The sequence below is a fragment of the Actinoallomurus bryophytorum genome, assembly GCF_006716425.1.
GTDB lineage: Bacteria > Actinomycetota > Actinomycetes > Streptosporangiales > Streptosporangiaceae > Actinoallomurus > Actinoallomurus bryophytorum.
This window is the reverse complement of record NZ_VFOZ01000002.1, coordinates 717,430-737,534: the sequence shown is the minus strand read 5'-3', so window position 1 is coordinate 737,534 and position 20,105 is coordinate 717,430. Positions and strand designations below refer to the sequence as shown.

Annotated in this window: 18 protein-coding genes; 5 read left to right on the top strand and 13 right to left on the bottom strand. The window is 71.9% G+C overall.

Translation table 11 applies throughout. The features are described from left to right. The first annotated feature begins 200 nt into the window (after window positions 1-200). On the top strand, window positions 201-1,508 hold the full coding sequence (locus FB559_RS39445) for a serine hydrolase domain-containing protein (protein ID WP_141962702.1): 1,308 nt from the start codon (window positions 201-203) through the stop codon (window positions 1,506-1,508). A 49-nt stretch (window positions 1,509-1,557) separates the two neighbouring features. Here FB559_RS39445 and FB559_RS39440 read toward each other — a convergent pair whose 3' ends face one another. Continuing rightward, complete coding sequence (locus FB559_RS39440) at window positions 1,558-2,658, bottom strand: serine/threonine-protein kinase (RefSeq protein ID WP_141962701.1); 1,101 nt, start codon at window positions 2,656-2,658, stop codon at window positions 1,558-1,560. 55 nt (window positions 2,659-2,713) lie between these two features. Then, complete coding sequence (locus FB559_RS39435) at window positions 2,714-3,940, bottom strand: anhydro-N-acetylmuramic acid kinase (RefSeq protein ID WP_141962700.1); 1,227 nt, start codon at window positions 3,938-3,940, stop codon at window positions 2,714-2,716. 66 nt (window positions 3,941-4,006) lie between these two features. Between FB559_RS39435 and FB559_RS39430 the strand changes: the two genes are divergently transcribed. Both FB559_RS39430 and FB559_RS39425 read left to right on the top strand, forming a co-directional pair. Beyond that, window positions 4,007-4,438: a DUF485 domain-containing protein gene (locus tag FB559_RS39430; protein ID WP_342781047.1), complete on the top strand. Its 432-nt coding sequence runs from the start codon at window positions 4,007-4,009 to the stop codon at window positions 4,436-4,438. Beyond that, a complete protein-coding gene (locus FB559_RS39425; RefSeq protein WP_141962699.1) occupies window positions 4,435-6,132 on the top strand; it encodes a solute symporter family protein in 1,698 nt (565 codons plus the stop codon). The genes FB559_RS39430 and FB559_RS39425 overlap by 4 nt, the downstream gene beginning before the upstream one ends. Window positions 6,133-6,168: 36 nt before the next feature. Here the strand turns inward: FB559_RS39425 and FB559_RS39420 are convergent, their stop codons facing one another. The 8 genes from FB559_RS39420 to FB559_RS39385 all read right to left on the bottom strand — a co-directional run bounded on the left by FB559_RS39420 (window position 6,169) and on the right by FB559_RS39385 (window position 13,452). Next, the gene (locus tag FB559_RS39420) at window positions 6,169-7,023 is read right to left on the bottom strand and encodes a helix-turn-helix domain-containing protein (protein WP_246122809.1); all 855 of its coding nucleotides are present in this window, start codon (window positions 7,021-7,023) and stop codon (window positions 6,169-6,171) included. 23 nt (window positions 7,024-7,046) lie between these two features. After that, entirely contained in the window at window positions 7,047-7,868 is an 822-nt protein-coding gene (locus tag FB559_RS39415) for an alpha/beta fold hydrolase (RefSeq protein WP_246122808.1), read from the bottom strand. A 69-nt stretch (window positions 7,869-7,937) separates the two neighbouring features. Beyond that, the gene (locus FB559_RS39410; RefSeq protein ID WP_141962698.1) at window positions 7,938-8,552 is read right to left on the bottom strand and encodes a response regulator; all 615 of its coding nucleotides are present in this window, start codon (window positions 8,550-8,552) and stop codon (window positions 7,938-7,940) included. Further along, on the bottom strand, window positions 8,549-9,778 hold the full coding sequence (locus FB559_RS39405; protein ID WP_246122806.1) for a sensor histidine kinase: 1,230 nt from the start codon (window positions 9,776-9,778) through the stop codon (window positions 8,549-8,551). The genes FB559_RS39410 and FB559_RS39405 overlap by 4 nt, the downstream gene beginning before the upstream one ends. A 2-nt stretch (window positions 9,779-9,780) precedes the next feature. Then, window positions 9,781-10,515 (bottom strand): ABC transporter permease, encoded by a 735-nt coding sequence (locus FB559_RS39400; protein WP_141962697.1) that lies wholly within the window; start codon window positions 10,513-10,515, stop codon window positions 9,781-9,783. Window positions 10,516-10,530: 15 nt separating this feature from the next. Then, window positions 10,531-11,436: an ABC transporter ATP-binding protein gene (locus FB559_RS39395; RefSeq protein ID WP_141962696.1), complete on the bottom strand. Its 906-nt coding sequence runs from the start codon at window positions 11,434-11,436 to the stop codon at window positions 10,531-10,533. A gap of 150 nt (window positions 11,437-11,586) precedes the next feature. Continuing rightward, window positions 11,587-12,810, bottom strand: a complete 1,224-nt coding sequence (locus FB559_RS39390) for a multidrug effflux MFS transporter (RefSeq protein WP_141962695.1) — start codon at window positions 12,808-12,810, stop codon at window positions 11,587-11,589. Between the two features lie 75 nt (window positions 12,811-12,885). Continuing rightward, window positions 12,886-13,452 carry a TetR/AcrR family transcriptional regulator gene (locus FB559_RS39385; RefSeq protein WP_141962694.1) on the bottom strand — a complete coding sequence of 189 codons (567 nt, stop codon included), beginning with the start codon at window positions 13,450-13,452 and terminating at the stop codon, window positions 12,886-12,888. Between the two features lie 137 nt (window positions 13,453-13,589). Here FB559_RS39385 and FB559_RS39380 point away from each other — a divergent pair, with 137 nt between their 5' ends. Continuing rightward, window positions 13,590-15,008, top strand: coding sequence for an MFS transporter (locus FB559_RS39380; protein WP_141962693.1), 1,419 nt, complete (start codon window positions 13,590-13,592; stop codon window positions 15,006-15,008). 47 nt (window positions 15,009-15,055) lie between these two features. On the opposite strand, the gene FB559_RS39375 is transcribed toward FB559_RS39380, so the two are convergent. After that, a complete protein-coding gene (locus FB559_RS39375; protein ID WP_141962692.1) occupies window positions 15,056-16,159 on the bottom strand; it encodes an aromatic ring-hydroxylating oxygenase subunit alpha in 1,104 nt (367 codons plus the stop codon). A gap of 32 nt (window positions 16,160-16,191) precedes the next feature. Between FB559_RS39375 and FB559_RS39370 the strand changes: the two genes are divergently transcribed. Further along, window positions 16,192-16,788 (top strand): TetR/AcrR family transcriptional regulator, encoded by a 597-nt coding sequence (locus tag FB559_RS39370; RefSeq protein ID WP_141962691.1) that lies wholly within the window; start codon window positions 16,192-16,194, stop codon window positions 16,786-16,788. Window positions 16,789-16,790: 2 nt separating this feature from the next. Here the strand turns inward: FB559_RS39370 and FB559_RS39365 are convergent, their stop codons facing one another. Further along, entirely contained in the window at window positions 16,791-18,362 is a 1,572-nt protein-coding gene (locus tag FB559_RS39365) for a phytoene desaturase family protein (RefSeq protein WP_141962690.1), read from the bottom strand. Between the two features lie 21 nt (window positions 18,363-18,383). After that, the gene (locus FB559_RS39360) at window positions 18,384-19,937 is read right to left on the bottom strand and encodes an APC family permease (protein WP_141962689.1); all 1,554 of its coding nucleotides are present in this window, start codon (window positions 19,935-19,937) and stop codon (window positions 18,384-18,386) included. Window positions 19,938-20,105: the final 168 nt, after the last annotated feature.

The following is a 20,105-nucleotide window of genomic DNA, read 5'->3' as shown; positions in this document are numbered from 1 at the left end:
AATCCGGAAGTCAACAAGTTGTTAAGTAATTGGTCGGAGGTCTGTCCTGGGTCCGGACCGGTCCCGTGTCTTCTCTCCGCCGCACTCGCGCGCCGGGCCAGAGCCGCCCACGACTCCAGCGCCATGATCCAGAAATCATGATCACGAAAGATGATCTTCACTAGGGTGCTCGGTGGACATCACGGAACATCGGAGGGGTCGTGACGCACTCACAGCCGAGCCGGCGGGACTTCGGGCGGATGCTGGGCGTGATGGGACTGGCGGCGGCCGTTCCCACGCTGGCCGGCGGCTGCGGAACGCAAGCCGTGCGGGCCGGTACCCGTGCGGCGACCGCCACGCGCACCTGGCGCGTGAGCGGCTCGGCGGGGACCGGCCTGGGCGGCTTCGACACGGCGATCAAGACCCTCATGCAGGCGCGGAACATCCCGTCCGGCTCGCTGGCGGTCATGCGCAAGGGCAAGCTCATCCTAGCGCGCGGCTACACCTGGAGCGACGACACGACGCTGAGCGTCCAGCCCACCTCGCTGTTCCGGCTGGGCAGCCTCAGCAAGGCGATCACCGCGACCGCCGTGATGCGGCTCGTCCAGGACGGCAGGCTCAGCCTGTCCGCCCCGGTGACCAGCCTGATCGACATGACGCCGCCCACGGGCACCACCGCCGACCCGCGCCTGGGCCAGGTGACTGTACGGCGGCTGCTCCAGCATCTCGGCGGCTGGGACCGCGACATCACGCCGGACCCGACGTACGAGGACCGGAAGATCGCCACCACGCTCGGCGTGCCACTGCCGATCGGCAAGGCCGACATGGTCAAGTACGGGGCGGGGCTGCCCCTGGACCACGCGCCGGGCAGCACGTACGCCTACAGCAACTACGGCTACCTGCTCCTGGGGCAGATCGTGGAGAAGGTCTCCGGGACGGCGTACGCCACCTACGTCCAGCAGAAGGTGCTCACGCCGCTGGGAATCACCCGCAACCGGCCGGGAAAGTCGCTCAGGACCGGCGCGGCCACGGGCGAGGTTCCCTACTACTCCCAGTACACGGGCCCGTCCGTGTTCGACGCCGCGGGGACCACGGTGTCCACGCCGTACGGGTCCTTCAACGTGGAGAACCGGACCGCGATGGGCGGATGGCTGACCTCGGCCGTCGACCACGTGAAGTTCACCCAGATCTTCGACCTGACGACGACTGTCCTGACGAAGACGTCCGTGGACGCGATGTTCGCCCAGCCGGAGACCGGCCTGAACGCCGACGGCTACTACTACGGCTTCGGCTGGATGGTGCGGGACGTCACGGGCGGCCAGAACACCTGGCACGACGGCAGCCTTCCGGGCACGACCACGATCGTGACCCGCCGCTTCGACGGGATCACCTGGGCGGTGCTCTTCGACCAGCGGGACGACCCGTCCGGGCTGGTCTACGACTACAACTCGATCAGCGCGCCGCTGCACAGCGTGGCGAACGCGATGACCACCTGGCCCACGGTGGACCTGTTCGGCCAGTACCTCTAGACCGCGGTCAGCGTCGCGGGGCCACGGGCCGGACCGCCGCGGTGACGCCCTAGCCGCCGGCCGAGTAGGCGATCAGCGCACCGGCCACGACGATGACCGCGATGACCACGGCGAGCAGCGAACGGCTTCTGAGGCTGCGCCTGCCGGCGGAGACGGCCGGCTCGCCGGAGGGGACCGATCCCGTGGACACGGACGGTACGAGAGGGCCGGGATCGTGGTTCCGCGCCGCGGTCGCCACGCCTGCCGCGCCGCGCCCGTTGGCCGATCGGTGCCGGCCGTGGCCGGCAGGCACGGACCGGCGCGCTCCGCCGTTCGGTGGAGGGGAGAGGTCGGCACCGGCGAGCACGTCCCGCAGGGCCGCGGCGGTGGCAGGCCGGTCGGCGGGGTCGTACGCCATGGCCTGCTGGAGCACAGCGACGAGCCCGGGCGGCGCGCCGGGAATGTCGGGCACGGGCCCGAGCCGCGCGGCCATGAGCGCCACCATGCTCGGCCGGCCCTCCGCCGGGAAGAACGGAGGCCGGCCGGACAGCAGGGCGTACAGCGTCGCGCCGAGGGAGTAGATGTCGCCCGCCACGGTCGGTTCGACCAGGTCGAACACCTCCGGCGGGGCGAACGCCGGGGTCAGCGTCTCAGGGGTCGCCGTCGACTCCGGCCCCGGCGTGGGCATGGTGGCGAGGCCGAAGTCGGTGAGCGCCACGGCACCGTGCCGGTTGACCAGGATGTTCGCGGGCTTCACGTCCCGGTGCAGGATCCCGACCTCGTGGGCCGCGGCGAGCGCGCCGGCGATGTGCACCCCGATGTCCCGTACCTCGGCGGCCGGGAACGGCCCGCCGCCGCGCAGCCGGCCGGCCAGCGAGCCGTTCGGGCACAGCTCGAGCACGATGTGCGGGCGCCCGTCGCCGAGCACCCCCGCGTCGTACACGGCGACCACGTGCGGGTGGTCCGACAGGTGCCCGGCCGCCCTGACCTCCCGCATGTACCGCCGCTTGTCGCGGTCGGTGATCAGCACCCGGCTGTCGATCTTGAGCGCCACCTCGCGCCCCACGGCGAGCTGCCGCGCGCGGTAGACGGTCCCGAACCCCCCTTGGCCGAGCGTCTCGATGATCTCGTAGCCCTGAATCGATCGGGCCGCGTCCCCCGTAGAGTCCATCGCGCCATGATCCCCCTGAAAGCGATTCGCTAGAAAGTATCCCATTACCTGGCTTCTAGCTCGGCCGACGCGGACCGGCATGTCGCGGGTCCGTACGGACCGGCGCGATGCGCAGGCGGCGCGGGGGCACCGCGGCGGCCGATGGTGAAGGCAGCTTCCCGTCGGCGCCCGGGACGACCACGCCCAGCACGCGTGGGCCGCTCGCCCCCGTGCACGAGGCGACCGTGCCCGGCAGGCCGTGCGCGGTCAGCCAGCCGAGGACGGTGAACGCGTACGCCTCCTTCGCGCCGGACGGGATGCCGAACTCCTCGATCGAACGCAGCCGGGCTCCGGCCTCGCGGCGCAGTTCCGCCGCGAGGTCGGCCATGAGTGAAGGGTTCGCGGTGCCGCCGCCGGAGGCGATCACCTCGTCCACCTCGTACGCGGCGATCGCGCGGGCGACCGTCGTGGCCGTGAGCCGGGTCAGCGTCGCGAGCAGGTCGGCGCCGGAGGGCGGGTCGCCCCTGAGCGCGGCCAGCGCCGAACGTACGTGACCGAGGCCGAACAGCTCCTTGCCCGTCGTCTTGGGCGGCGGCGCCGCGTAGTACGGCTCGGCCAGCAGCACGTCCAGCAGGCCATCGTGCACGGTGCCCGCCGCGGCGCCGGCGCCGCCGGCGTCGTAGCGACGCTCACCCCCGGTCGCCTCGGCGACCACGGCGTCGAGCAGCGCGTTGGCGGGTCCGGTGTCGAACGCCACCGGCTCGCGTCCCCGCGCGAGCACGGTGATGTTCGCGATGCCGCCGAGGTTGAGCGCGGCACGCGGTGTGCCGCCGCGGAGCAGCAGGGTGTCGAAGAGGCTGACGAGCGGGGCGCCCTGACCGCCGGCGGCGACGTCGCGCGCCCGCAGGTCGGCGACCACCGGGAGGCCGGTGCGTTCGGCGATCCACGCGGGCCGGCCGATCTGCAGGGTTCCGAGGACACGGCCGTCCGCCACCTGGTGGTAGAGCGTCTGCCCGTGGGAGACGACCAGGTCGGCCCGGCCGCCGGCGAGCTCACCCGCGCCGCGCGCCGCCGCCTCGGCGAACGCCTGCCCGATCCGGGTGTCGAGCGAGCAGATCGCCTCGGCCGTGGTGGCGGCCGGAGGCAGCGCGGCGGCGATGGCACGGGCGAGAGCCGGCGCGTACGGGACCGAGAGCGAGCCGAGCGGCCGGAGCGTCAGCTCCTCGCCCTCGGCGGCCAGGTCGGCCGCCGCCACCTCGATCGCGTCGAACGACGTGCCGGAGACCAGTCCGAGGACACGCACCCTTTCACGGTACGGCCCGTGCCGAGCCCGGTCTCCGGCGCGGCTGGGATTCCGGCGAAATCATGAATGCGCGCACCGAGTTCTGCTCTTATGGCGGGGTGGAAAACCCGCGAGGTTCTCCCCGGCAGAAAGGGGTGCCTGGTGGTCATCGGATCACCGCCATCACCACGGCGTAGTGCGGATTCCCCGGATCATGCGCGATATGTCGCAATAAGCCAAGATGAGCGTTTTATTGTCTTACGCAGAAAAACTGGGCGTGTGGCGTCCTTAGTCACTGCCCTCCTTGTCGCGTGGTATTTGCTTTATGTCATTGCCGCGGCATTCGCCCGCGACCTGATGCGGTACCGGCTGGCCGGGAACGTCAACGTCGCCCTCGTGTTCGGCGTGCTCCAGTTCGCCTCGACGTTCTTCCTTGCCTGGCGCTACTCCCGCTACTCGCGTCGCGTGCTCGACCCGCTGCGGGCGCGGGTCGCCGCCGACTCCGAGGAAGAGCGATGATCCCCGCTGCGGCGGGCGCCGTCTCCGGCGATGCCCGTACGATCACCTTCGCCCTGTTCGCCGGCCTGGTCTGCGTCACCCTGGGCATCACGCTCTGGGCGCGCAGGCACACCGACGGCGCCACCGACTTCTACGCCGGAGGGCGCGGCTTCTCCGGCCGGCAGAACGGCCTGGCGCTCGCCGGCGACTACATGTCGGCCGCCTCGTTCCTGGGCATCGCCGGGCTCATCTCACTGTCGGGCTACGACGGGTTCCTCTACTCCATCGGCTCCCTGGTGGGCTGGCTGCCCGTCCTGCTGCTCGCCGGGCTCATGCGCAACGTCGGCCGGTTCACCCTCACGGACGTGCCGGCGTACCGGGTGCGGCGGCAGTCCCCGGTCCGTATCGCCGGCGCGGTGTCCACGGTCACGGTGTCGGTGTTCTACCTGGTCGCGCAGATGGTCGGCGCCGGCGCGCTGATCGGCCTCCTGCTCGGCATCAGGCCGGGCACGACCTTCCTCGGCATGTCCGCGGGCACCGCGAGGGCGAGCGCGATCGCCGTCGTGGGTGCCCTGATGATCCTCTACGTGGTGTTCGGCGGGATGAAGGGCACCACGTGGGTGCAGATCGTCAAGACCATGCTGCTGATGACCGCGGGGGTCGCGATGACCGGGCTGGTCCTGGGCCGGTTCGGCTTCGACGTGAGCGACCTGCTGGGGTCGGCCGCCCGCGAGAGCGGCCGTGGCGACGCCTTCCTCGAACCCGGCCTGCGCTTCGGCCGGGAGGTCGCCGGCCGGCCGGCCGAGACACTGGCCGGCAAGCTCGACTTCGTGAGCCTCGCGCTCGCGCTGGCGCTCGGCACCGCCGGGCTGCCGCACGTCGTCAACCGCATCTTCACGGTGCCGGACGCCCGTACCGCACGCAGGTCGGTCAACTGGGCCATCGGCCTCATCGGCGGCTTCTTCCTGATGACCCTGGCGCTCGGCTTCGGCGCCGCAGCGCTGGTCGGCCGCGACGAGATCATCGCGCAGGACCCGTCCGGCAACGCCGCCGTGCCGCAGCTGGCACGCGAGCTGGGCGAGCACCTCGCCGGCCGGGCGGGCGGCGACGTCCTGCTGGCCTTCGTGGCCGCGGTGGCCTGCGCGACCATCCTCGCGGCGGTCGCCGGACTGATGATGGCCGCCTCCACCTCGCTCGCGCACGACTACTTCGGCCACGTGCTGATGTTCGGGCGCCCACGGGAGCGCCAGGAGGTCGCGGTCGCGCGGGTGGCCGCCGTGCTCATCGGCGCCGTCGCCATCGCGCTGGCCGTCTTCGTCCAGAATCTCAACGTCGCGTTCCTGGTGGGTCTCGCCTTCGCCATCGCGGCGTCGGCGAACCTCCCCGCCATCGTCTTCAGCCTGTTCTGGCGGCGCTTCAACGGGGTGGGCGCGGTCGCCGGGATCTACGGCGGGCTGGTCACCTCGATCACGCTGGTCGTCTTCTCCCCGGTCGTGTCGGGCAAGGTGGATCCCCTCACCGGGGAGAGCCTGTCGCTGCTCCCGCTGGGCGTGGACTTCGCCTGGTTCCCGCTGGAGAACCCCGCGCTGGTCTCGATCCCCGCCGGTTTCCTGTGCGCGGTCGCCGGCACGTTCCTGAGCCGCGAACGCGCCGACCCGGAACGCTTCGCCGAGCTGTCCGCACGTGCCCTGACCGGCGTCGGCGCGCACCGCTGAGCGCGGCCTGTCATCGCCGCACGTGGACGCCACCCGTCACCGGGCTTCGGCCGGCGATGAGGCCGGCCACGCGACGTCGTCGATCGTGAGCCACGGCGCGACGGCCACGGCCGCGGGCGTGAGCCCGGCGAACGTCCTGACCTCGCGGTGGAGGTGGGACTGGTCGGTGTAGCCGCTCTCGGTGGCGACGCCGGCGGGGGCGTGGCCCGCCGCGAGAAGGTGGGCGGCGTGGTCGAACCGCACCAGCCGGGCGGCGCGTTTGGGGGAGATGCCGAGCTGGGACCGGAAGCGGGACCACAGGCGCTTGCGGCTCCAGCCGACCTCGTCCGCCAGGCCATCGACCCGCAGCCGCCCGCGGGTCAGGAGCACCCGCCGCCAGGCGTGGGCGACCTCCGGATCGATCCGGCGGGTGGCCGGTCGCCGGCCGAGGATCTCCGCCGCGATCGTGAACCGTTCGTCCCACGACGCGGCGGCGCGCAGCCTGTCCTCGGCCCGTCCGGCGTCGCGGCCCCAGAGGTCCTCGAGCGACACGACCGAACCGGTGAGCTCGGCCGATGGGCCGAGCATCGCCGCCGCCGCGACCGGCTCCAGCCGGATCTGGAGGCACTCGACCCGCGACCGGCCGCCCGCCCGGACATCTCCGGGGAGGAGCCCGACGACGACACTGCCGCGCTCGCGCCGGCCATGGGTGTCGTAGACGGCGCCTTCGCCCTCGCTCAGGTCGACGAGCAGCGTGACGGATGGGTGCGCCACCATGGCCACATCCCACAGCACGGGGACACGCTGGCGGAAACCGGCCATGCTGATCCCCGGCGGCCGACGTGACGGGCGGGGCACCGCGACGTCCACGTCCGACCACGCCCAGTCGAGTGGTGTCGCGCTCGGAAGCACGGGAGCAGCCTATTCCCCTGGGATCACGGGCGGGCGCCAGAGCCCGTCGCCGTGAAGTCCAGCAGCAGCCCGCTGGTGATCTCGGGCGCTTCCAGGAGGGGCACATGCCCGACGCCGGGCAGCAGCTCCACCCGCGCGTTCGGCACCGCGTCGTACTGACGCGCGGACGCCGGATCCCATTTGCGGTCGGCGGCGCCGCAGATCACCAGCACCGGGACCTCGAGCGCGGCGAGACGCTCGGGAACGCTGCTCTCGGCGATGTAGGCGGTGTTCCGGCGCAGCACCTCCCTCATCGTGCGGTACTTGATGCCGCGTACCGCGGCGACCAGGTCGTCCGGGATGTCGACCGGGCGGGCGGCCGTCGCGTTGGCCCCCTTCCGGATCCACGCGTCCGACCGTATCGACCAGATGAGCGGGCCGAGCGGCGGGCCCAGCAGGACCCGGAGGATGAGCGGTTGCGGAAGGAGCGCGTCGAGACTCGGGCCGGTGCTGATCAGCGCGAGTGACCCCACCAGGCCGGGGCGCCGTTCGGCGAGCGCGGTGGCGACGTAGCCGCCGCTGGAGTGCCCGGCCACGGCGACGTGACGGAGGCCGAGGTCGTCGAGCAACGCCGCCACCCGGCCCGCCTGGGCGGGCACGTCGTACGACGGCGCGGGCGGGGACTGGCCGCAGCCCGGGAGGTCGATCCGGATGACGTGATGGTGGCCGGCCAGTGCCGGGACCATCGGGCCCCAGGAGGCGCCCGCGGCCCCCGATCCGTGGATGAGCAACAGCGGCGGCGCCTGCCGCGGGCCGTCGTGGACCACGTGCATCCCCTGCGAGAGCTCAACGTCGTACTCACTCATGCACGGGATGATGCATGGGCCACTGGCCATCGGTCTTGTACGAATGTCGCCGTGGAGTCGGCGGCACGTTCAGGACAGCAGGCCGCGTTTGTACGCCTCGCCGACCGCGGCCGCCCGGTCGCGTACTCCCAGCTTGTCGTAGATGTGCAGCAGGTGGGTCTTGATGGTCGCCTCGCTGACGAACAGCCGCTTGGCCGCCTCGCGGTTGGTGGTGCCGTCGGCGACGAGGGCGAGCACCTCGCGTTCGCGCTTGCTGAGGGTGCCGTCCGTCGGCCGGCGCACCCGGCCCATGAGGCGGCCCGCGACCGACGGCGACAGCACCGACTCGCCGCGGAACGCCGACCGGACGGCGCGCAGGAGCTCCTCGCGCGGAGCATCCTTGAGCAGGTAGCCCGTGGCACCCGCCTCGATGGCCGGGAGCACGTCGCTGTCGGTGTCGAACGTCGTCAGCACGAGGACGCGCACGTCCGGGCACGTCTCGCGCAACCGTGTGATCGCCTCCACGCCGCCCATCTCCGGCATGCGAAGGTCCATGAGCACGACGTCGGCCTCGCCGGCCCGCCGGATCGCCTCGGCACCGTTGGCCGCCTCACCGACGACCTCCAGGTCAGGCTCGGCGGCGAAGACGCCGCGCAGGCCGTCGCGGACGATCGGATGGTCATCGACGATCAACAGGCGGATCATGCCCCTCCTCCGGCCGGCAGGGCGGGAACGCTCGCGTTGACGGCGGTGCCCTCTCCGGGACTGCTCTCGATCGCGAGGCTGCCCGCGACCCGCAGCAGCCGCTGGCGCATGGACGACAGGCCGAACCCCCCGTTGGCCACACCCGGTTCGAAGCCCACGCCGTCGTCACGTACGTCCAGCAGCACGACGTCGTCCATGTACGACAGCGTCAGGCCGACACGGGACGCCTTCGCGTGCTTGGCGACATTGGTCAGGGCCTCCTGCGCGACGCGGAACAGCGCGACCTCCACGTCGGCGAGCATCGGCCGGGGGTCGCCGGTGGTCTCGACGCCCACCGCGACCCCGCAGGCCGCGGACCAGCGTTCGCTCATCCCGGTGATCGCCTCGGGCAGGTGCGCGTCCTCGAGATGCTCGGGCCGCAGCGCCTGTACGGATCGGCGTGCCTCGGAGAGGTTCTCCCGCGCCAGGGCCTGCGCCTGGTCGGCGAAGCGCAGCCACTGGCCGGGGTTCTGCCGGGCCGCCTCGATCTGGGCGATGATCCCGGTGAAGCCCTGGGCGAGGGTGTCGTGGATCTCCCGCGCCATGCGGGCGCGCTCGTCCAGAACGCCCGCCTCGCGTGCCTGCGTCAGCAGCTGCGCGTGCAGGCCGGCGTTCTCCGCCAGGGCCGCCTCGAGCTGGGCGTTGGCCTCGGCGAGGTCGGTGAGCATGGTGCGCTGCTTGGCGTTCTGCTCGCCGAGCATCGTGCCGAAGAACAGGAACCCGCCGCCGAGGGCGATGCCCGCCCCCGTAAAGATCAGGTAGACGACGAACGTGGAGCCGTCGATGTGCTGGAAACCGCCGACGTACGTGCTGGAGACGACCGCTGCCGTCGCCGCCACACCGGCCCACTTCGAGCGGCCCGGCAGGGTCCCCACCTGGAGATAACCGGACCAGGCGAAGAACCCGCACAGCGGGCTGAGGTAGACGAGTGTCGCGGACAGGAGCGTGAATCCCGTGAAGTGGATCGCCGCGCCCCAGGGGCGCTGGGCCCAGGCGGGCCCGACGCGGGTGGTGAGGAGCAGCCAGGCCACCGCGATCAGGACGACGCCCATCGTGGCGAGCATGCGCTCAGCCGGCAGGGAGCCGTCGAACGCGATGAGGACGACCGAGATGGCCAGCGCACAGTAGGGAACGACGCGGAGCATGATCGCTTCGCGCCGTTCCCAGCCGCTGGGCGGCACTGCCACGGTCACTCCCACCTGAAGAGCTTGGTCGCGGCCAGCCCGGCGACGACGGCGTACGCGGCCATTATGGCCAACTGCGCGATATGGGGCGACGTGCCCATCCACGCGTCCCGCATCGTCTTCAGGGTCGCACCGAGCGGCGAGTAGTCGCCGATGTTCCGCAGGACCGCCGGCATCGTCTCGCGGGGGATGTAGACGCCGCCGAGGAACAGGCTCGGGAAGAACAGGATCATGCCGATCGCCTGACCGGCCTTGGCGGTGGGCGCCACGGCCGCGACGAGCAGCCCGATCGCGAACAGCGCCGCCATGCCGAGCACCAGCGCACCGAGGAAGGCGAACAGGGACTTCGGGACGGGCGTGCCGAACAGCACGTCACCGGCGACGATCAGCACGGCGACCGTGAACAGTGCCCCGACGGCGTACAGGACGAGCTGGGCGGCCAGCAGGTAGACGGGTCGCACCGGTGTGGTGGCCAGGCGCCGCAGTACGCCCTTCTCCCGGTACGTCGCCAGCGTCGCGGGCAGCACGCTGAGCCCGAGGATGGCCAGCGCGATGCCCGCGCCGATCGCGGCGATGTACTCGGCGCCGGTCTGGCCGCCGAGGTCGGCGTCGGCCTTGCGGCTACCGGGCTGGAAGCCGAAGCCGAGCAGCAGCGCGACCGGCAGGACCAGCACGAACAGCGGCACGACGAACTCACGCATGTTGAGCTTGAACTCCATGAAGGTGATCCGGGCGAACATGGGGGTCTCGCTTCCTTAGTTGATGCTGCGGCCGGTGAGGGCGACGAAGGCGTCGTCGAGGCTGGTCTGCTCGACGCGAAGGTCGGCGGCGATGATGTTGTTGCGGGCGAGCACGGAGGTGACCGCCTGCAGGAGGCCGTCGCTCCCCGACACGGCGAGCTGCTCACCGGACCTGGTCACCTCGTGGACCTCCGGCAGGTCACGGAGGAGCCGGTCGTCCAGCGCGGGCGAGGGCCGGAACCGGATGCGCTGCCCGGGGCTGACCCGCGACACGAGCCCGGCGGGTGTGTCGATGGCGGCGACCCGGCCGGAGTCGATCACGGCGATGCGGTCGCAGAGGCGCTCGGCCTCCTCCATGAAGTGCGTGACCAGCACGATCGTCACGCCGCGGTCGCGGATCTGCTCGATCAGCTGCCAGGTGTCACGGCGCGCCTGCGGGTCGAGCCCGGTGGTCAGCTCGTCCAGGATCGCGATCTCCGGGCTGCCGGCCAGCGCGAGTGCGATCGACACCCGCTGCTTCTGGCCGCCGGACAGCTTGCCGAACCTGGCGTCGCGCTTGCCGCCGAGCCCCAGGTCGTCGATGAGGCGTTCCCAGTCGGCGGGCTTGCGGTAGAAGGAGCTGTAGAGCTCGAGCGCCTCGCCGACCTTCATCTTCTCCGGCAGCTCGCTCTGCTGCAGCTGCACGCCGACCCGCTGGGTGAGATCCGCACGGTCGCGGCGTGGGTCCAGCCCGAGCACCGAGACGGCGCCGTGGTCGGGCGTCCGCAGGCCCCCGACGCATTCGACGGTGGTGGTCTTGCCCGCGCCGTTCGGGCCGAGGATGCCGAAGATCTCGCCTCTCTCGACGTCGAACGACACGTCGTCCACGGCGACGGTGCCGCCGTAGCGCTTGTGCAGCTTGCTGACTTCGATGACCGCCATGACCGCGCTCCCTGGTGCTGGTGACTACGCTCCAGAGCATCGCCCGCGAGACCCCTGTGGCGGATCGACCGCACGGGTACGGCAGGGGTGGATCACCCCATCAGCCGATCGGTTGACCCCGTACCGTCCGCGGGCGTCATCCCCCGCGGCTCAGGCGGTCCGGTGGCCTCGGGTGAGGGTCGCGAGGACGAGCACGGCGGCGGCCGCGGCACAGACGATGACCAGCGTCATCGGGACGGCCGAGTGCGAACCGGCCACACCGACGAGCGGCGCGGCGGCGGCGCCGATGACGTACTGGGTCAGGCCGAACAGCGCCGAGGCGCTGCCCGCGATGTTGGGCGGGCGGCCGGACAGCGCGAGGGCCGCGGAGTTGGGCATGACCAGGCCGATCGCGGACACGACGAGGAACAGGGCGACCAGCACGAAGGGCAGGCCCAGGCCGGCGAACACCGCCACCACGAGCAGCACGCCTCCGGCCAGGGAGACCAGGAGGCCGGCGGTGAGCAGCGTCATCATCCGTACGCGTCCGGCCAGCAGCCCGCTCACCTGGCCGAGCGCGACGATGCCCAGGGAGTTCACCGCGAAGATCAGGCTGAACGTCTGGGGGGACAGGCCGTAGATGTTCTGGGTGACGAAAGGCGATCCTGAGATGTAGGCGAACATCGCCGCGAACGCCAGGCCGCCCGCCAGGGCGTACGCCACGAACACCCGGTCGGCGCAGAGTTCGCGATAGGTCCGCAGGGCGGCCCGCAGGCCGCCCGTGTGCCGCTCCGGCCGCGCCAGCGTCTCGCGCAGCCCGAGCGCCGAGACCGCCATGAGCGCGCCCATGACGGTCAGGACGACGAACACCCCGCGCCAGGACGTGAAGCGCAGGACCTGTCCGCCGATCACCGGCGCGGCGATCGGCGCGACGCCGTTGACGAGCATCAGCAGCGAGAAGAACCGCGCCACGGCCGGACCGTCGTGCATGTCGCGCACCATCGCGCGGGAGATCACGATGCAGGCCGCGCCCGCCACCCCCTGGATCAGCCGCAGCGCGATCAGGAGTTGCACGGTGGGCGCCACCACGCACAGCAGGGAGGCGATCGTGTAGATCACGATGCCGGCCAGCATCGGGCGCCGGCGTCCCCACATGTCGCTGAGCGGCCCGGCCACCACCTGCCCGGCGGCGAGGCCGACGAGGCAGGCGGTCAGGGTCAGCTGGACGAGTGAGGCACCGGCCGACAGGTCGTGGGTGAGCCTCGGCAGGGCCGGGAGGTACATGTCGATGGACAGCGGGCCGATCGCGCTCAGCGCGCCCAGGACGAGGAAGAGGCGAACTCGCTCCGCCCGGCCCGCCGTGGCGTACGCCGTCCGCTCGGCCGTGGCCGTCACACGATCATCCTCTCCTGATGGGGTCTCAGGAGATAACGGATCCGCGTCGGCCGGGCATTCCCGGCGACGATTCGGTCAGTGGTGGGGGCGCAGGCCGTCCAGCAGGTAGGACAGCAGCCGGTCGGTGTCCTCGGGGACGCGCTCGGTCGCCACGGAAAGCCCATGAGTGAGGCGCAACAGGTCCGAGGCGGTCACCCCTGCGCGTACGGTCCCGGCCTCCTGTGCCGCGGCGAGGACCGCACCAGCCGCCTCCTGGATCTCGTCGTGGCACTTGGTGAACAGGTCGGACCGCCGGTCGATGACCTCTTTCAGCGTCTGCATCAGCCCGCGCTTGCTCGCGGCGTAGCCGATGAACGCGTGCATCCAGGCGGACAGCGCGTCGCCACCGGACTCGGCCTCCAGGAGGTCGTAGGCCTTCGAGCACAGCTCGTCGACCTCGCCGTGGTAGACGGCCTCCTGCAGCGCCAGACGGGTGGGGAAGTGGCGGTACAGCGTGCCGATGCCGACCTCGGCGTGGCGCGCGATGTCCTCCAGCGAGGCCTCGGCGCCTTGTTCGAGGAACGCGCGCTTGGCCTCGGTGAGCAGCCGCTTGTAGTTGCGGCGCGCGTCGGCGCGCATGGGGCGCCGCTCGGCGGTCGTCATCGCTCCTCCCGGAACGGTTGCATACCGGAGGGTACCTCCGTATCGTTGCGGAGGCACCCTCCGTTTAAGGTCGGGCGGCTCCGACAGCCACTTCGGGGGACGCCCGGCACTCTTCCTGCAGAAGGAGTCTATGACTCATGTCCCAGCAGACCGTCTCCACACGAGACACACCGTTCGCCGGGAGACCGCCGCGGCACGCGCGACATCCCGGGATCTCGCTGGCCGTGATCGTCGCGTGCCAGCTCATGGTCGTGCTCGACGCGACCGTCGTGTTCGTCGCCCTGCCCAAGATCCAGCACACCCTGCACTTCTCCGCGACCGGCCTGTCGTGGGTGACCAACGTCTACTCCCTCGCGTTCGGCGGCCTGCTCCTGCTGGGCGGCCGCGCCGGTGACGTGCTCGGACGACGCCGCGTCTTCCTCGCGGGCATCGCGATCTTCACGCTCGCCTCGCTGCTCGGCGGGCTCGCCACCTCCGCGGCGTGGCTGCTCGCGGCGCGAGGGGTGCAGGGCGTCGGGGCGGCCCTGGCGGCGCCCGGCGCGCTGGCCCTGATCACCACGAACTTCGCCGAAGGCGCCGAGCGGAACCGGGCGCTGAGCATCTTCTCCGCCACGTCATCGGCGGGGGCGTCCGTCGGCCTGATCCTCGGCGGCGTGCTCACCGACTGGCTCTCCTGGCGCTGGGTGCTGTTCATCAACGTGCCGGTCGGCGTCGCGGTGCTGCTGATCGCACCGCTGTTCATCGAGGAGACCGAACGGCACCGGGGCCGTCTCGACATCGCCGGGGCGATCACGTCCGTCACCGGCATGGTCGCCCTGGTGTACGCCTTCATCCGCGCCTCCGACGCGGGCTGGAGCGACTCGACCACCCTGCTGGCGTTCGCCGCCGGGGTCATCATGCTCGCGGCGTTCGTCACCGTGGAGGCACGCGCGCGGCAGCCGGTGGTGCCGCTCCGGCTGTTCGCCGACCGGGCACGGTCCGGGGCATATCTGATCATGCTGCTGCTCGCGGCGGCGATGTTCGGGATGTTCTTCTTCCTGGTGCAGTTCCTGCAGAACTCCCTCGGCTTCGGCCCGCTGGAGGCCGGGGTGGCGTTCCTGCCGATGACGGGCCTGCTGTTCGGCGTCGCGCGGCTGGCGCCCCGGCTGGTGCCCAGGTTCGGGCCGCGGCGGCTGATGCTGACCGGCCTGCCGTTCATCATCGTGGGGATGCTGTGGCTGACGCGCCTGTCGGCCACCAGCGGGTACGCCGCGGGTGTGCTCGGCCCGATGATCCTGTTCGGGCTGGGAGCGGGCCTGGTCTTCCTGCCGGTCACCCTCACCATCCTGTCCGGGGTGCGGCGCGAGGACTCCGGGGCGGCCTCGGGCATGCTGCAGACGATGCAGCAGGTCGGCGGCGCGCTGGGCATGGCCGTCCTGGTCTCGATCTTCGGTACCGCGAGCAGGCACGGGGGCCAGGTGCACGGTGCCGCCGTCGCGTTCGACGTGGCGACGGTCTTCATCGCGGTGGCGCTGGTCCTGGCCATCGCCTTCGTGAGACCCGCGGTCCGGCGGTGACCTGGGGCGGGCCCGCCGTCACCTCGGAGGCGTGACGGCCGGCCCGCCTACGACGGTGGCTCGCCCTGGTAGGCCAGCGCGATCGTGCGCACCCACGTGTGCACGGCGTCCTCGTCCGGGGCGAAGGGACCCGGCCGGAAGTGCGGCGAGGCCAGGCCGCGCTGCACGGACTCGCACGCGGTCCAGTCCTGGCGGTTCGTCCGGTCCCAGAACTCCACCGCGTAGCCCGCGTCGCGTACGCCCTCCGGGACGTACCAGGAGCACTCGATCCCGGTACGGTCCGGCGCGCGCGGCCGCAGGCGGTGGGTCATGACGTAGTCCGGGTGCAGCGAGATCAGCAGGTCCGGAAGCAGCCCGAAGTAGTGCACCCGCCGGCGGTCGGCGCCCGTGATGAAAGCGCCACCGGACCGCCCGTCCAGCGACATCGTCTCCGCGTGGTCGCGCAGGTCCATCGAGCCGCCGACCCAGGCGCCCGGCAGGTCGTAGTTGTCGCCGCTCGCCGGCGGCGAGACCGCGCACAGCTCGGGATGGATGAGCGGGCAGTGGTAGCACTCGTGGTAGTTCTCGGCGATCACCTTCCAGTTGGCCCGCACGTCGTACTCGTGCCGCGCCGCGAGCGTGAGCCGCTCCGGCGCGTACGGCTCGACCAGCACCGTCAGCGCGCCCGCGTGCTCGGCGAACGGCGGCGCGTCGCCGGTGGCGTTGACGAACACCCAGCCGTGCCACGCCGTCATCGGCAGCGGCGTCAGGTCGTACCCGGTGATCTTGAAGCCGGGTGCGCCGCGCATGCTGCCGTCCAGCCGGTACGCCCAGGCGTGGTATGGGCAGACGATGAGGTCACGGTCCGAGGTGCACCCCTCGGCCAGCAGCTCGTGCCCACGGTGCCGGCAGGTGTTGGCGAACGCGCCGTCCGGTGTGACCAGCACCGGGACGTCGCCGGCGAGCACCGCGCGCTGGGTGGCGCCGGCGGTCAGCAGCTCGTCCGCGCGCCCGAGGCAGCTCCACGTCCCGGCGAACAGGTGCCGCCGCTCCCACGCGAGGACCTCGGGGGAGGCGTACGCGCTCGCGGGCAGCATGGTCGCCTCGCCGAACGGCCTGAGCGCCGGGCCGAGATCGGCCGCGGGGATGGGCGCGGGCGGCCAGGACCTCATGCCGGGCGCCTGTACCGGGATAGTGTCGGCCCGTGGCGCGGCTGACCGTTGACGACCGGCGCGAGGAGATCCTGCGCGCGACCGTGGCGCAGATCGCCGAGCGCGGGGTGGCGGCCATCCGGGTGGCCGACGTGGCCACCGCCCTCGGCGTCAGCACCGCGCTGGTCTTCTACCACTTCCGGTCCAAGGACCGGCTGGTCGCCGAGGCGTTCGGCTACGCGGCCCGGCGCGACCTCGACCGGCTCGCGCAGGTCGCCGGGTCCGGCGGCTCGGCCCGGCAGCGCCTCGTACGTGCGCTGCGGCTTTACCACCCGAGTGGCTCGGCCGCCCCGGGCTGGCGCCTGTGGATCGACGGCTGGTCCGCGGCGCTCCGCGAGCCCGAGCTGCGCCGCGTGTGCCGGCGGCTCGACCTGCGCTGGCGCGACACGATCGCCGGGCTGATCGCGGAGGGTGTCACGGCGGGGGAGTTCGACTGCCCCGATCCGGAGGCCGCCGCCTGGCGCATCACGGCCCTGATCGACGGTCTCTCGGTCCAGACGACCGTGCACCGCGGCGTGCTCACCCGGCGCCAGGCCGAGGCATGGGCCTACGACCAGGCCGCGCGGGAGCTGGGCGTACCCGCTCTCTAGGTTCACCGGCGCCTCCGGCGGTCCCGGAGCACCTGGCGTACGACGTTGCGGCCGGGCACGCCGGTGACGCCTCCGCCGCCATGGGTCGACGAGCCCGCCTGGTAGAGCCCCTTGACCGGCGTACGCAGGTCGGCGTACCCGGCCGCGGGCCGCGCGTGGAACATCTGGCCCGGCGTCAGCTCGCCGTGGAAGATGTTGCCGCCGACCAGGTTGTACTCATGCTCCATGTCGTACGGGCCGATCACCTGGCGGTGCAGCACCGAGGAGGTGAAGCCCGGCGCGACCGCCTCCATACGGGCCACCACCCGGTCCGCGTACGCCTCCAGCTCCGCCTCAGGCTGGGAGTCGTGCCAGGTATGCGGCACCCACTGGGTGAACATCGAGACGACGTGGTGGCCCTCCGGCGCCAGGGAGTCGTCGAACACACTGGGGATGCAGACGTCGGCGAAGGGCAGTGCCGCGGCCCGGCCGGCCACCGCGTCCTGGAAGGCGCCCTCGACGTCGTCGAGAGACTCGGCCAGCACGATCGTGCCGCCGTGCACCTCGGGGTCGATGCCGGAGACGCCGCTGAACTCCGGCAGCCGGTCCACGGCCAGGTTGATCTTGACGGTGCCGCTGCGCGTCTTCCAGCGCTCGATGTCGCCGACGAAGTCCTCGGGCAGGTCGCGGCGGTCCAGCAGCCGCAGGAACGAGATGGCCGGGTGCGCGGTCGTCACGACGGTGCGCGCGGTCAGCTCCTCCCCGGACTCCAGCGTGACGCCGGTGGCGCGGCCGTCCTTCACGCCGATGCGCGCCACCGGCGCGGACGTGCGGATCTCCGCGCCGAACTCCCGCGCCGCCGAGGCCAGGGCCTTGGTCACCCCGCCCATGCCGCCGCGCGGGAACCCCCACGTGGTCTCGCCGACATGGTGGTGGAGCATGACGTACGCGGTGCCGGCCGAGCGCGGGCCCGCCCACGTGCCGATCACCCCGGACACCGACAGCATGCCGCGCATCGCGTCGGAGTCGAAGCGGTCCTCGACCAGGTCGGCGATGCTGTCGGTGAGGATGCGGGTGACGTCGACCGCCGATCGTACGTTCACGCCGCGCAGGCTGCGCAGCAGGCCGGCCTGCCCGGCGAGATCCGCCGGTTTCCGCGAGCCGAGCTTGGGCGGGATCCTCTCCAGCAGCGGGCCGAGGATCCCGCCCAGCTCGTTCATCCAGGCGTCCCAGCGCTCGTACGCCGCGGCGTCCTTGGAGGAGAACCGCTCGATCTCCTCCCGGCGCCGCGCCGGGTCGTCCGGCAGCCGCAGGTGGCCGCCGTCGGCGCGCGGCGCGAAGTAGGGCCCCTGCGGGTAGACGTGGTAGCCGTGCCGGTCCAGCCGCAGATCCCGGACCAGCGCGGGCGGCAGGAGGCTGACCACGTACGACAGGGACGTGACCGTGTAGTCGGGGCCGAACGGGTGCTCGCTCACCGCCGCGCCGCCGACCACCTCGCGCGCCTCGCAGACGCACACCCGCAGGCCGGCCTTTGCCAGGTAGGCGGCGGCCACGAGGCCGTTGTGCCCGCCGCCGATCACCAGGACGTCGTACACGGGCGGCTCCTTACTGATCCGTCAGTCAGTACTGATCGTCTCTCGCGAGGCGGGGGGAGGCAAGGGTCCGTTTCGTCCGGCTTTCCTCGCCGGGGCGCCGAGCACGTAGAAGAGCGCGCCGAGGCCGAGGCACAGCGCGAGCGGGACGAGCTGGCTCAGCATGTAGCCGAGCCGGTCGCCGGCGAACCCCTCGGGCAGCGATCCGGCCGGGTCGCCCGACGTGCCGAACCAGCCGACCCCCAGTCCCGGCCACACCAGCTGCACGAGCGTGAAGAGGACGAAGACGGTCGGCAGCGCCGAGACCAGCCACGGCACCGGCGAGCGGTACGGGCGCTCGACGTCGGGCATCTTGCGGCGCAGCACGTACAGGCTCGGGAACGCGAGCAGGTAGGAGATGAACGTCGTGGAGATGGCCAGCCCGAGCACGGCCGAGAAGTACTTCTGCGCGTCACCCTTGGTGATCAGGAAGGCCGCCACCATGACGATGGTGGAAAGGATGGAAGACAGGATGTTCACCCGGATCGGCGTGCCGAAGCGGGTGGAGAACTTCCCCAGGAACGCGGGACCGGCGCCGTCCGCGCAGGCCACCGCCTGGGCCCGGTCGCCGCCCATCGACCAGGTGATGCCGCTGGTCAGCACCCCGAGGATGAGGCCGAGCGCGGCGATCTTGCCCATGACCGAGCCCGCGCCGGTCAGCGTGACCGAGCCGTCGGCCGCGACGTGCCCGCCGTACACGGTGAACACCGCCTTGCACGCGTCCACGAACCCGCCCAGGCTGCCGATCGCGTTGCCCGGCAGCACCAGGAGGGTGCCCAGGATCGGCGCGCCGTACAGGATCACCGACAGGACGCCCGCGCGCAGGATCGAGGAGGGCACGTCCTTCTGCGGGTCGCCCATCTCCTCGGCGGCGGTGCTCGGCAGCTCGAAGCCCACGTAGTTGTAGACCAGGATCGGCACCAGCCCGACGAAGCCGATGTAACTGGGCTTGAACTCGTGCCCGACCAGGTGGACGCCGTGCTCGACGCCGTAGATGACCACCGAGACGACGAAGGTGCCGATCAGCAGGATGCGGGAGATGGCCCCGATCGTGGGCAGCCACTTGCCGACGCGGAACGCCAGCAGCACGGCCAGCGCACCGGTCCAGACGAAGATCGCGCCGCCGACGTAGCGCCAGATGCCCGGCAGGTCGAAGAAGAACTTCTCCCAGGTGGTGACGGCCACGATGGTGAGAGTGCCGCCGAGCCACACCGGGTTGGAGAGCCAGTAGAGCACCTGGTTGACCCCGGCGGCGAACCGCCCGAAGGCCAGCTTCGTCCAGACGTACGGCCCGCCCTCGAAGGGGAACGCCGACCCGAGCTCGGCGGCGAGCAGCCCGTACGGCAGGAAGAAGAACACCGCCAGGAACAGGAGCCAGACCAGGCCCTGCGGGCCTTTGTTGGCGACGGTGCCCAGCGTGTCCAGGCCGACCAGCGCGCAGACCAGGAAGGCCGCGATGTCCAGCCGGAAGAACGACTTTCGCAGGTGGGTCTTCTGGAGTTCCCAGTCGCCGGTGAAGCTGTCGGGGATCGCGGCCATGAGGGCTGCCTCTCTGCCGGGCCGGCGCCCCCCGTTGCTGATTCGCCGGTCAGTTTCCCCGTGTGTACTCCAGCCCGGTGGATTTGAAAAGAGCCGCCTTTCCCAGGCTGCGCCGGCCGCTGACCTCCCACACCCACCGTCCGGGCCGGATCACCGACGCGGCGGGCA